This is a genomic window from Flavobacterium glaciei (assembly GCF_003350545.1).
Lineage (GTDB): Bacteria > Bacteroidota > Bacteroidia > Flavobacteriales > Flavobacteriaceae > Flavobacterium > Flavobacterium glaciei.
The window spans coordinates 224,153-236,992 of the sequence record NZ_QQBA01000003.1; the positions used below are offsets into that span (position 1 = coordinate 224,153).

Genomic DNA, 12,840 nt, shown 5'->3' on the forward strand with positions numbered 1-12,840 from the left:
TTGTCCCTTTGCAACTTTGCAACTTTTATAGAAATGAAATACAATCCGAACGAAATAGAGGCCAAATGGCAGAAATATTGGTTAGAAAACCAAACTTTTAAAGCTGAAAATAACTCAGACAAACCTAAATATTACGTACTTGATATGTTTCCTTATCCATCCGGAGCGGGATTGCACGTAGGGCATCCACTGGGATATATTGCTTCTGATGTGTATTCAAGATACAAAAGACACCAAGGTTTTAATGTGTTACACCCTATGGGCTATGACAGTTTTGGATTGCCTGCGGAACAATACGCCATTCAAACGGGTCAGCGTCCGGAAGATACGACTCGTGTAAATATTGACGGAGGAACGGATAAAGAAGGAAATAAAATTGCAGGTTACAGAAAGCAACTGGACAAAATAGGATTCTCTTTTGATTGGAGTCGCGAAGTGCGTACTTCAAATCCAGATTATTACAAGCATACACAATGGATTTTTATCCAACTATTCAATTCTTGGTACAATAAAAGCAGCGATAAAGCGGAGGATATTTCGACTTTGGTTTCTATTTTTTCAACAGAAGGAAATGCAAATGTCAATGCGGTTTGCGATGAAAATATTGAGGGTTTTTCAGCCGAAGAGTGGAACGCTTACACAAAAGAACAGCAGGAAAAAATCCTTTTGCAATACAGATTGACCTATTTAGCGGAGACAGAAGTTAACTGGTGTCCAGGATTAGGAACGGTTTTGGCAAATGACGAAATCGTAAATGGTGTTTCAGAACGTGGTGGTTTTACCGTTGTGCGCAAGAAAATGACCCAATGGAGTATGCGAATTTCGGCTTATGCGGAACGTTTATTACAAGGTTTAAATGATATTGATTGGAGTGAAAGCATCAAGGAAAGCCAAAGAAACTGGATTGGGAAATCCGTTGGAGCGACTGTTTCTTTTAAAGTCAAAAGTCGAAAGTCGGAAGTAGAAAGTGAGCAACAATATATAGATGTTTTCACAACACGTCCAGATACTATTTTTGGTGTTACGTTTATGACATTGGCGCCAGAGCATGAATTAGTTTCGCAAATAACTACTGCAGAACAAAAAGAGGAGGTAGATGCCTATATAGAAAAAACCTCAAAACGTTCCGAAAGAGAACGTATGGCCGATGTAAAAACCATTTCTGGAGTATTTACAGGTGCGTTTGCGGAACATCCGTTTACTAAAGAACCAATTCCGGTTTGGATTGGTGATTATGTCCTTGCAGGTTACGGAACAGGCGCGGTTATGGCGGTTCCTTGTGGTGACGAAAGAGATTATGCTTTTGCGAATTTCTTCAAAGGACAACAAGGTATGTCAGCCATTAAAAACATTTTTGATAAAGATATATCTGAAGCTGCTTTTGGAGCCAAAGAGGGTTTTCAATTAGTAGATTCTGATTTTCTAAATGGATTAGATTACAAAAAAGGAACTCAAAAAGTAATTGAAGAATTAGAAAAATTAAACCAAGGAAAAGGAAAAACAAATTACCGTTTGCGTGATGCTGTTTTCTCTCGCCAGCGTTATTGGGGAGAACCGTTTCCTGTATATTATGTAAATGGTTTGCCACAAATGATTGATGCGCAACATTTGCCAATCATCTTACCAGAAGTAGAAAAATATTTACCAACCGAAGACGGTCTACCACCTTTAGGAAACGCTACGGTTTGGGCTTGGGATAGTGTAAATAACAAAGTGGTTTCTACGGATCTAGTCAACCCGAGCGCAGTCGAGGGTCAAACAATATTCCCATTAGAATTGAACACAATGCCAGGTTGGGCGGGAAGTTCATGGTATTGGATGCGATATATGGATGCGCACAATGAGAATGAATTTGCGAGCAAAGACGCTTTGGCATATTGGGAAAGCGTGGATTTATACATTGGCGGAAGCGAACACGCAACAGGTCACTTGTTATACTCTCGTTTTTGGAACAAATTCCTAAAAGACAAAGGTTTTGCACCAACCGAAGAACCATTCAAAAAATTGATTAATCAGGGAATGATTTTGGGAACGAGTGCTTTTGTTTATAGGGTTATGCCTTCGGTAACGGTAAAGAAATTAACTGACGAAGGAGACCTAGACAAAGTGGTGCATAATAAATATTTTATTTCTAAAAATATATTCTCTGAAGTTCAATCAGGGAATTATAAAAATATAGAATCAATAATTATTAATGTAAAAAAGAACTATGCTGAACAAGGCTTTGTTGTTGATTGGAACTTTGTAAAGACAAACTTTAATCCTATTCACGCCGATGTTTCAATGGTTAATTCTTCTGATGAGTTAGACATTGAACGCTTCAAAGCGTGGAGAGAAGATTACGTTGATGCTGAATTTATTTTAGATGAAAATGGAAAATACATTGTAGGTCGCGAGGTTGAAAAAATGTCAAAATCCAAATACAATGTAGTTACTCCGGATGATATTTGTAATGAATACGGAGCGGATACGTTGCGTTTGTATGAAATGTTCTTAGGACCATTAGAACAAGCTAAACCTTGGAACACGGCAGGAATTTCGGGAGTTTTTGGTTTCTTAAAAAAACTGTGTCGTTTGTATTTTGATGAAAATGGTTTGATTATTACTAATGACGAACCAACGAAAGACAACTTAAAATCATTGCATAAAACCATCAAAAAAGTGGCGGAAGATATTGAAGGTTTCTCTTTTAATACGTCGGTTTCACAGTTTATGATTTGTGTAAACGAATTGTCTGCTCAAAACTGTCATTCACGAGCTATCTTAGAACCTTTAGCAATTGTGATTTCGCCTTATGCGCCGCACATCGCCGAAGAATTATGGTCGTTATTAGGAAATACAGGTTCAGTTGCAACGGTTGCTTTTCCTGTTTTTGAAGCTAAATATTTAGTAGAGAGCGAAAAGGAATACCCAGTTTCTTTCAACGGAAAAATGCGTTTCACGATGGTTTTACCTTTGGATTTAACCAAGGAACAAATCGAGGAAATCGTAATGAAAGATGAAAGAACTATCAAACAATTAGAAGGTAGAACGCCAAATAAGGTAATCATTGTTCCCGGGAAAATCATCAATTTGGTGGGATAGGTATTCAATATTGCTATAATCATATTAATCCAAATTCTATTTTTAGAATTTGGATTTTTTGATTCTAATAAATAAAAATCTGCGTAAATCCGTTTCATCTGCGTTATCTGTGTTCCATTTTACCAATGCCAAATTGACATTTTTGCAAATTGGTTCAAAATTTGCTATTTCTTTACTAACTTTAATAAAAATCTAAAAAAAACAAAAATATGGGAATGGGTTATTTGATACTTGCAGGAGCAATCATGCTTTTCAGCTGGTTAGTTAGTTCAAGACTAAAAAGCAAATTTGAACATTATTCTAAATTACAATTACAAAACGGGATGTCTGGCGCAGAAATAGCCGAAAAAATGCTTGCCGATAACGGAATTCGTGATGTAAGAGTAATCTCGACACCGGGACGTTTGACGGATCATTACAATCCAACAGATAAAACCGTGAATCTAAGTGAGGCAGTGTACAACCAGCGTAATGCCGCTGCAGCTGCCGTAGCTGCGCACGAATGTGGGCATGCGGTGCAACATGCTGTGGGGTATGAGTGGCTTACTATGAGGTCTAAATTAGTTCCTGTTGTAAACGTAGCCTCTAGTTATATGCAGTGGATTCTACTTGCAGGAATCTTAATGATTAAGACTTTTCCAGGATTATTATTAGTTGGGATTATCATTTTTGCTGCAACAACTTTGTTTTCAATTGTCACTTTGCCAGTCGAGTATGACGCAAGTAATCGTGCTTTGGCTTGGTTAGAAAACAAAAGAATGCTTACGCCTCAAGAGCAGGCTGGAGCCAAAGATTCTCTTAAATGGGCAGCCAGAACCTATGTAGTAGCCGCATTAGGCTCGATAGCAACTTTGTTGTATTATATTTCGATTTACATGGGCGGAAGCAGAAGAGATTAGACTGTTAGATATTTAGACTGCTTAGATAATTAGAAAAGCCGTTTGTTTGTAAGCAAACGGCTTTTTTATTTGTGCTTATGATCTAACAATCTAAAAATCCAATTATCTAAAAATCTAAAGCTGAATCTGTCTGTCGATTTGTTGGTCTAAGGAAATGAAGGTTTCTGTTCTGGAAACGCCTTCTATCGCTTGGATTTTAGTATTGAGCAAGTGCATTAAATGTTCGTTATCACGACAAATAATTTTTATCAGAATCGACCAGTTTCCTGTGGTATAATGGCATTCTAGTACTTCCGGGATTTTCTTTAAATCACGTACTGCTTCCGGATTTCGGGCGGCTTTGTCCAGATAAATCCCAACAAAAGCCATCGTATTATAGCCCAGAATTTTATTGTTTACCGTAAATTTTGATCCCGAAATAACACCTGATTGCTCTAGTTTTCGCAATCTTTGATGAATTGCCGCTCCAGAAATTCCTATTTTATTGGCGATTTGAAGAATTGGTTTTCGGGCATCTTCCATCAGGTCGCGTAATATTTCTTTATCGATACCGTCAATTTCTACTATTAGGGAATTGATTTTCATGAGTTATAATTTTAAACTAAAATTAGTATTTTAGTTTGAATTGATAACAAAATTTAAGTAAAAACGATTAGTGTAAAGAGTAAGTTACATTTTTTATATTTTACGTCATAAAAAAAGCCATTCGGATTGCGAATGGCTTTGATTGTATCTGAAAAGTAATTTTTTTATTTTCCTTTATTGGTTTCAATAATGTATTTTTCTAAAGCCATTGTCATCGAAGGTGTTGCTGGTGTTGGTGCAAGAATATCAACTCTTAGACCATGATCCAATGCTTCTTTTTGTGTCGTACTACCAAAAACGGCAATTCGAGTGTCGTTTTGTTTAAAATCCGGGAAATTCATAAACAATGATTTTATTCCAGTTGGGCTAAAGAAGGCCAAAACATCATAATATACATCGGCTAAATCGGATAAATCACTCATTACAGTTCTGTAAAAAACTGCTGGTGTCCAGTCTACTTTTAATGCGTTCAGTGTTATTGGTGCATCGGCATTCAATTGGTCTGAAGCAGGTAATAAGAATTTTTCGTCTTTGTATTTTTTTATTAGTGGAGATAAATCAGCAAAATCTTTTGGGCCAACGTAAATTTTACGTTTTCTATACACAACATATTTTTGCAGATAAAAAGCAATAGCTTCTGATTGACAGAAATATTTTAATCCTTCTGGGACTTTATAGCGCATTTCGTCAGCCACTCTAAAAAAGTGATCTACAGCATTTTTACTGGTTAAAATAATAGCCGTGTAATGGTTAAGATCGATTTTTTGAAGTCTAATCTCTTTTGCATTAACACCTTCTACGTGAATAAAAGGTCTGAAATCAATTTTTACTTTATGCTTTTGTTGAAGTTCAAAGTAAGGTGAATTCTCCACCTTAGGCTCAGGTTGTGACACCAAAATTGTTTTCACTTTCATATTTAACGGTTTCTAAGCACTCCCTTTTGTAAACCAATAATACATAAAATAATAGGGTGCTATTTCAAGAGCGCAAAGATATAAAATAAAATAAAACAACTTGCCGAATATTATATTTTGATAGTTTTTTATTGAAATCAAATATGTTAATACATTCATTATTAATATTATAGTTATAATTACCAATGGAATATTTCTTGAAAATGAGTCGTAATAGAACAAAATAATATTCAATGGAAGGATGATTAATCCAATATAGGTTCTGTAAGTCACCTTTTGGAGGTTAAACTGCTCCATAAATTCTTCGATATTGAAGGAGGTGGCTATTATTTTTTCAATCAAATATTTAGATAAGACAAAGAAAGTTAGAAAAGTGAAAATTTGAATGTAAAGTATCCAATCTGTCTTTGAAGCATGTCCAAAATAACTTAGGGAAATTTGGATAAAAAAAGCTAGTGAAATTATTTGGACTAGAAATAAGGAGATCGTAAAACTGCTTTTTAAGTGGCTGCTGTCTCTATAAACTTTATTGTATTTGTTGGAAAAAATCAAATTGGAAAAATCACCAAATCTATTTTCGAAAACAGATTTCGTAATAGCAATAATAGCAAATGAAAGAACAAAAAGCACGGTTGCCCAGTCTTTGCTCTCAGTTATTCTAGGATGAAGTATATTTTCGATCATAACGCTACAAAATTACTAATTTTTATATCATTCTTTTTATTATAATTTTATTAAGGATGAAATGGCATAAAAAGTTTACTTTTGCGGTGAAATTAGTCAAAAATATGAATGATTGTATTGTTATAATTCCTACCTATAACGAAATTGAAAATATAGAAAGCATTATTCGATCGGTGTTTTCGCAGCATAAATCTTTTCATATTCTTATTATTGATGATAATTCACCGGATCACACTGCTGATAAGGTGGTTTTGCTTCAATCAGAATTTGAAGGTAGATTGTTTTTAGAAAAAAGAGAAAAGAAATCGGGTCTTGGAACAGCTTATGTTCATGGGTTTAGATGGGCATTAGCACACAAATATGATTTTATTTTTGAAATGGACGCTGATTTTTCTCATAATCCAAAAGATTTAGAGAAATTATACAATGCTTGTCATTTTGGTGACGCAGATTTAGCGATTGGCTCCCGATACGTTACTGGAGTAAATGTTGTAAATTGGCCTTTGAGCCGTGTATTGATGTCATATTTTGCATCTGTATATGTACGAATCATTACCGGAATGAAAATTCATGATGCTACAGCTGGTTTTGTTTGTTACAAAAGAAGAGTTTTAGAAGAGATTAATTTAGATAAAATAAAATTTGTTGGATATGCTTTTCAAATTGAAATGAAATACAGAACGTATTGTAAAAAATTTCAAATTGCTGAGGTTCCTATCATTTTTACAGATAGAACAAAAGGGCAATCCAAAATGAGTAATTCGATAATTATTGAAGCTGTTTTTGGTGTAATTGCGCTTAGATTAAAAAGATTAGTAAACACATTATAAGAAAAAGACAGGATGAATAGGGTTTTAATTAAGAATGCCAAAATAGTAAATGAAGGGGTGATTTTTGAGGGCGATGTATTAATTGAAAATGACTTAATTGTTGAAATTTCAGATAGCATTAGTGCTAAATCCTCTCAGTGTAAAATTATTGATGCCGAAGGGAATTATTTAATTCCGGGTGCAATTGACGACCAAGTGCATTTTAGAGAACCAGGACTAACGCACAAAGGGGATATAGAATCAGAATCCAGAGCTGCAGTTGCAGGAGGAATCACCTCCTTTATCGAGCAGCCTAATACAGTACCTAATGCGGTTACCCAAGAAATATTAGAACAAAAATACGAGTTAGCTGCTCAAAAATCCTATGCTAATTATTCGTTTATGATGGGTGCAACTAACGATAATTTGGAAGAAGTTTTAAAAACAAATCCAAAGAATGTTGCCGGAATCAAAATATTTTTAGGTTCTTCAACCGGAAATATGTTAGTGGATAATGAAGCAACATTAGAGAAGATTTTCTCTAGTACGCCCATGCTTATTGCGGTGCATTGTGAGGACGAAACGACAATCAAAAATAATTTAGAAAAATACAAAGAAGAGTACGGAGATGATATACCCGTAACAGCGCATCACCTTATCCGTAGCGAGGAAGCGTGTTACATTTCGTCTTCTAAAGCGGTTGCGTTAGCTAAGAAAACGGGTGCTCGATTGCATATTTTCCATCTTTCGACCGCTAAAGAAATGGATTTGTTTACGAACAAGATTCCTTTAGAAGAAAAGAAAATTACTGCTGAAGTTTGTGTACATCATTTGTGGTTTACTAATGATGATTATGCTACAAAAGGCAATTTGATTAAATGGAATCCAGCTGTAAAAACAGCTAATGATAGAAAAGTGCTTTGGGAAGCCTTACTAGATGACCGTATTGATGTCATTGCTACAGATCATGCGCCACACACTTTAGAAGAGAAAAAACAACCGTATTTGAATGCGCCTTCCGGTGGACCATTAGTGCAACATGCTGTAGTTGCTATGTTTGAAGCGTACCATCAAGGGAAAATAAGTATTGAAAAAATCGTGGAGAAAATGTGCCACAACCCTGCTAAAATTTTCAAGATAGAAAAACGTGGTTTTATCAAAGAAGGTTATTATGCAGATTTGGTTATCGTAAATTCAGGTTTGCCTTGGAGCGTTAAAAAAGAAAATATTTTGGCTAAATGTGGTTGGTCTCCATTTGAAGGTTTTACTTTTAAATCTAGAATTACCCATACTTTAGTCAACGGACAATTAGTCTACACCGCTTTTAAAGTGAAAGATATTCGTGCAGGAAAAAGGCTGTTATTTGAAAGATAAAATTTCATCAATGAGAAAAATCGTAACATTTTTAGCAATTATATCACTATTTATCAGCTGTGAAAAAGAAGTGGTAAAGAAGCCTGAACGGATTATCGAGAAAAAAGTTATGGTTGATATTATGTATGATTTATCTGTTTTGGAAGCCATAAGAAATCAAAATCCGGCTTCCTTGGATACCTTTAAAATAAACTCCAGAGATTATATTTTTAAAAAATATAAAATTGACAGTGTTCAATTTGCTAAAAGCAATGTCTACTATGCTTCTGATTATAATGAATATAAGAGCATGTTCGAGCAAATAAGCAAGCGATTGGAAGCAGATACAAAAAGTGTAGATTCTTTGATAAAATTGAAAAAAAAGAAAAAGATTAAAAAGAATGTAAATCAAATAGAATTAAAAAGCAGAGATACTACTAAATTAAATTAAGAAAAGAACTTACAGATTAGAGATATCTTTGATGTATTGGTTAATATTTATAAAATCGGTTTTCAAAGTATCTTTAATCTTTTGGTTTGAATACATAGATATGGCATACGAAGATTTAGCAGTTGTTTGTGTCAGTTTTCTTCTTTGTTGAAACACATTAGACACAAACCAATCCAGCCTCCAGATTATTTCCATCAAAAACGGTTTTGCATGAATTTTAGGTCGTTGCACACCCATTGAATCACTCATAGCATTCAGAATGTCACGAAAAACACTATTTTCTGCTATCAACGTAAAGCGTTCATTTTTAATTTCGCTTTGCATTAATTGATGAGCTATTCGCACAACGTCAGTAACGGCAACAAATCCAGTGGAACCCAGTGTATAAAATTTCAATCCGTTTTTTACTTTCGTAAAAAGTTGTCCACTTCCTTGCTCTCTAAAGCCGGGACCAAGAATCACACCTGGATTTACAATTATTACCTCTAATCCTTCTTGTTGTCCGCGCCATATTTCCATTTCCGCGCCATATTTAGAAATGGCATAATCATTATGATACTTCTCTGGATTCCATTCGGTTTCTTCAGTAATGAATTTTTCATGTGGTAGTAAGTCGCCCAAAGTGGCAATGGAACTTACAAAACACAGTTTTTTTATTTGATAGGCTATACAAAAATTTACAATATTCGCGGTGCCTTCAATGTTTGTTTTTCGCAATAGATCTTCATCTTTTGGATCAAAAGAAATCAATGCGGCACAATGGTACACGTTGTCAATATTTTGAAAGGCGATTTCTAATGAAGGAACTTCAGTAATGTCTGCTTGAATCCATTCGATTTGATCGAACAACGATTCCTTTTTATAAATAGCAAATAGGGATTTGGTTTTCTCTATTGAAGTTACACTTCGATAAATGGCGCGTATTTTTTCGATTCCAATATTTCGGGATTCAATTAAATGAAGCAATAAATGTGCACCTACTAAACCTGTTCCTCCTGTGACTAAAATCATAGTTACAAATGTAATGAAATCAATTTCAATGGCAAAAACAATAGCAATTTCAATCGAATAACATTTTCAATCACCACTTCAATTTTACTCATTGAAATTTAGTTTTGCCATTGATATTATTATCTTTGTGAAAATTGATTAAAAAGATGAAGAATTTTATTGAAGAAGTAACTTGGAGAGGAATGCTCCACGATGTAATGCCCGGCACAGAAGAACATTTGATGGAACAAATGCGTGTGGCGTATGTGGGAATTGACCCAACTGCCGATTCATTGCATATAGGACACTTAGTTGGCGTGATGTTGTTGAAACATTTTCAACTATCAGGACACAAACCATTAGCGTTAGTAGGTGGTGCAACAGGAATGATTGGTGATCCATCAGGAAAATCGAATGAAAGAAATTTATTGGACGAAGCGACTTTGCGTCACAATCAAGAAGCGATAAAAGGACAATTATCCCGTTTTCTGGATTTTACTTCTGATGCGGCTAATGCGGCTGAATTAGTGAATAATTACGACTGGATGAAGAACTTTTCCTTTCTGGATTTCATTCGGGACGTAGGTAAACATATTACGGTAAATTATATGATGGCAAAAGATTCCGTGAAGAAACGTTTGTCATCAGAAGCTGCCGAAGGAATGTCTTTCACGGAGTTTACGTATCAATTGGTTCAAGGATATGACTTTTTGCATTTGTACCGAGAGAAAAACTGTACGTTGCAAATGGGAGGAAGTGACCAATGGGGAAATATCACCACGGGAACCGAATTAGTTCGCAGAATTGCCAGTGGAAAAGCGTATGCATTGACTTGTCCGTTGATTACAAAAGCGGATGGAACCAAATTTGGAAAGTCAGAAGGCGGAAATATCTGGTTGGATGCAGCTAGAACATCACCTTATAAATTTTACCAATATTGGTTGAACACTTCGGATGTGGATGCAGAAAAATACATTAAGATTTTTACTTTTTTATCAAAAGAGGAGATCGAAGATTTAACTGAAAAGCATAGAGAAGCACCACATTTACGTTTGTTACAAAAACGTTTGGCCGAAGAAACTACGGTGATGGTACATTCAGCAGAAGATTTAGAAAATGCTATAAAAGCATCGAATATTTTGTTTGGGAATTCTACTTCAGATGATTTGAAGCAATTGGACGAAGCCACTTTCTTAGATGTTTTTGACGGTGTTCCTCAGGCGGAAATCAGCAGAAATGAAATCGAAACAGGAATTAATATTGTTGATGTTCTAAACGAAAAAACAGGATTTCTAAAATCGAATGGTGAAGCAAGACGTGCTCTAACAGCTAATTCTATTTCAGTAAATAGAGAAAAAGTTACCGAAGATTTTATGCTTTCGACCAAAGATTTAATCAACAATCAGTTTGTTTTGTTACAAAGTGGAAAGAAAAACTATTTTGTGATTCGGGTTAAATAATTTTATAACTTTACTTGAAATAACAAAAGCTATGGAAACTCAATTTTTGACCGACGAAAAAGGAAATAGAACGGCTGTTGTGTTACCTATAAAGAAATACAATAAATTGATTGAAAAATTGGAAGATTTAGAAGACATACGTCTTTATGATGAAGCCAAAAGAGAGGATGACGGTTATCGAATTTCTATAGACGAAGCTTTTAAAATTATTGAAGAAAAGCGAAAATTAGTGTAGTAATGGCTTATACTATCGAATTTAGAAATAAAGTTTTGAAAGCTTTAATCAAAATTAATGAGCCTCACTATTCTGCAATCAAAAAGCAAATCTATGATTTAGCTGAAAACCCTCGGCCGCAAGGTTATAGAAAATTGAAAGGAAGAAAAGGATATAGAATTCGTGTTGGAGATTACAGAATTATTTATGAAATTTTTGATGATATTTTGCTAATTGATCTAATCGACTTAGGTCACAGAAAAGATATTTATGAATAAGTTTACTCGTTGATTTGGTTAACCGAATAGATAAATAACCAAATAAACTTTAAATCACCATCAAATTACAACCACGAATATCTGAATTATCAAAACGTCCCAATACCTCGAAAGAGTTGTTGGGATTTTTTTTGCCCAAATCCTGCGTAGCTATAAACGAACACGAATTAATGTTGGCTAAATCAATCACATTGATTCCGCCTGTTTTTCCGTCTGGAATATAAGTCAAAGCATCTTCGGTATCGCGCACCAGGATTTGCATCCAAGCAGGGCACTCAAATACGCCATTTCCCAAGGAGTAGGCTTGTGATAGTAATTCGGTCATGCCGTATTCTGAATGTATGGCTGCTACGCCAAAACCTTCACAGAGTTGATCGTGTAATTCCTCCCGAATCATTTCTTTGCGTTTGCCTTTCATACCACCTGTTTCCATAATAATGGTATGTTGCAATTGAAACTGATGCTGCTCTATTAAATCTAATAAAGCAAAAGTAACACCAATCAGAATTACATTTTGACCTGCTTTATCTAAAGCGATAAGTTTAGTAATCAATTCGTCGTGATTGTTGAGGTAAAAACCGCTTTCAGGATGATTGGAAAGTTCAATTAAATCCTTGACCATGTAAATTAAGGATGAGCCTTCTCTTTCCAGATAGGAGGGAAGTAAAGCTAAAACTACATAATCTTCAATGTTGCCATAAAATTCTGAAAATCCTTTGCGGTAGCTTTCTTCATATAACGAAACATCAGTAACGAGATGTTTGCTAGTGATCATTCCGGTTGTTCCACTGCTGGTAAAGGTTTCTTGAATTTCATCGGTATTAGAAAGGACCTCATGACTCTTAAAAAACTGTATGGGCAAAAACGGGATTTGTTGTATTGATTTTACTTTATGAGGATCTGTTTTTAGGAAATTACAAAAATCCTGATATACTTTGTTGTTTTCATATTGGTAACGAAAAACTTTTAAAGCAATTTTTTCAAATTGTTTTTGACTTGAAATAGTAAATATATCAGTGGTTGTGATCAAGATTTTTTTTTGTAAAAGTATGAAAAATTTAAAAAGGGAGTTTGTTTATCTGTCATTAGAAAACGGATGCTGTTTGGTATTAAAAAAAA

The 12,840-nt window shown here is 34.7% G+C and carries 13 protein-coding genes; 8 read left to right on the forward strand and 5 right to left on the reverse strand.

All coding sequences use genetic code 11. The annotated features are described in order from the left end of the window. Positions 1-33 precede the first annotated feature (33 nt). Together DFR66_RS04460 and DFR66_RS04465 are read left to right on the forward strand one after the other, a co-directional pair. Positions 34-3,084, forward strand: coding sequence for a leucine--tRNA ligase (locus tag DFR66_RS04460; RefSeq protein WP_114753642.1), 3,051 nt, complete (start codon positions 34-36; stop codon positions 3,082-3,084). 209 nt (positions 3,085-3,293) lie between these two features. Further along, the gene (locus tag DFR66_RS04465) at positions 3,294-3,983 is read left to right on the forward strand and encodes a zinc metallopeptidase (RefSeq protein ID WP_114753643.1); all 690 of its coding nucleotides are present in this window, start codon (positions 3,294-3,296) and stop codon (positions 3,981-3,983) included. Between the two features lie 114 nt (positions 3,984-4,097). Here DFR66_RS04465 and DFR66_RS04470 read toward each other — a convergent pair whose 3' ends face one another. The 3 genes from DFR66_RS04470 to DFR66_RS04480 form a co-directional block, all read right to left on the reverse strand. Then, the gene (locus tag DFR66_RS04470; RefSeq protein ID WP_099714208.1) at positions 4,098-4,568 is read right to left on the reverse strand and encodes an Lrp/AsnC ligand binding domain-containing protein; all 471 of its coding nucleotides are present in this window, start codon (positions 4,566-4,568) and stop codon (positions 4,098-4,100) included. A 164-nt stretch (positions 4,569-4,732) separates the two neighbouring features. Further along, complete coding sequence (locus DFR66_RS04475) at positions 4,733-5,482, reverse strand: uroporphyrinogen-III synthase (protein WP_114753644.1); 750 nt, start codon at positions 5,480-5,482, stop codon at positions 4,733-4,735. Positions 5,483-5,494: 12 nt separating this feature from the next. Then, positions 5,495-6,166, reverse strand: coding sequence for a DUF4271 domain-containing protein (locus DFR66_RS04480; protein WP_114753645.1), 672 nt, complete (start codon positions 6,164-6,166; stop codon positions 5,495-5,497). A gap of 104 nt (positions 6,167-6,270) precedes the next feature. On the opposite strand from DFR66_RS04480, the gene DFR66_RS04485 reads away from it, so the two are divergent. Genes DFR66_RS04485 through DFR66_RS04495 form a run of 3 tightly spaced genes read left to right on the forward strand, consistent with a single transcriptional unit; the run spans position 6,271 to position 8,779 of the window. Continuing rightward, positions 6,271-6,996, forward strand: coding sequence for a polyprenol monophosphomannose synthase (locus tag DFR66_RS04485; RefSeq protein WP_114753706.1), 726 nt, complete (start codon positions 6,271-6,273; stop codon positions 6,994-6,996). Positions 6,997-7,008: 12 nt separating this feature from the next. Then, the gene (locus DFR66_RS04490; RefSeq protein WP_114753646.1) at positions 7,009-8,349 is read left to right on the forward strand and encodes a dihydroorotase; all 1,341 of its coding nucleotides are present in this window, start codon (positions 7,009-7,011) and stop codon (positions 8,347-8,349) included. A 10-nt stretch (positions 8,350-8,359) separates the two neighbouring features. Next, entirely contained in the window at positions 8,360-8,779 is a 420-nt protein-coding gene (locus DFR66_RS04495; protein WP_114753707.1) for a DUF4296 domain-containing protein, read from the forward strand. 9 nt (positions 8,780-8,788) lie between these two features. On the opposite strand, the gene DFR66_RS04500 is transcribed toward DFR66_RS04495, so the two are convergent. Continuing rightward, on the reverse strand, positions 8,789-9,790 hold the full coding sequence (locus DFR66_RS04500; protein WP_114753647.1) for an NAD-dependent epimerase/dehydratase family protein: 1,002 nt from the start codon (positions 9,788-9,790) through the stop codon (positions 8,789-8,791). A gap of 146 nt (positions 9,791-9,936) precedes the next feature. On the opposite strand from DFR66_RS04500, the gene tyrS reads away from it, so the two are divergent. The 3 genes from tyrS to DFR66_RS04515 are packed head-to-tail and all read left to right on the forward strand — an operon-like array spanning position 9,937 to position 11,721. Then, on the forward strand, positions 9,937-11,229 hold the full coding sequence (gene tyrS, locus DFR66_RS04505; protein ID WP_114753648.1) for a tyrosine--tRNA ligase: 1,293 nt from the start codon (positions 9,937-9,939) through the stop codon (positions 11,227-11,229). A 31-nt stretch (positions 11,230-11,260) separates the two neighbouring features. After that, complete coding sequence (locus tag DFR66_RS04510) at positions 11,261-11,464, forward strand: hypothetical protein (protein ID WP_114753649.1); 204 nt, start codon at positions 11,261-11,263, stop codon at positions 11,462-11,464. Positions 11,465-11,466: 2 nt separating this feature from the next. Then, positions 11,467-11,721: a type II toxin-antitoxin system RelE family toxin gene (locus tag DFR66_RS04515; protein ID WP_114753650.1), complete on the forward strand. Its 255-nt coding sequence runs from the start codon at positions 11,467-11,469 to the stop codon at positions 11,719-11,721. A gap of 49 nt (positions 11,722-11,770) precedes the next feature. On the opposite strand, the gene DFR66_RS04520 is transcribed toward DFR66_RS04515, so the two are convergent. Then, positions 11,771-12,751: a LuxE/PaaK family acyltransferase gene (locus DFR66_RS04520; protein WP_167400485.1), complete on the reverse strand. Its 981-nt coding sequence runs from the start codon at positions 12,749-12,751 to the stop codon at positions 11,771-11,773. Positions 12,752-12,840: the final 89 nt, after the last annotated feature.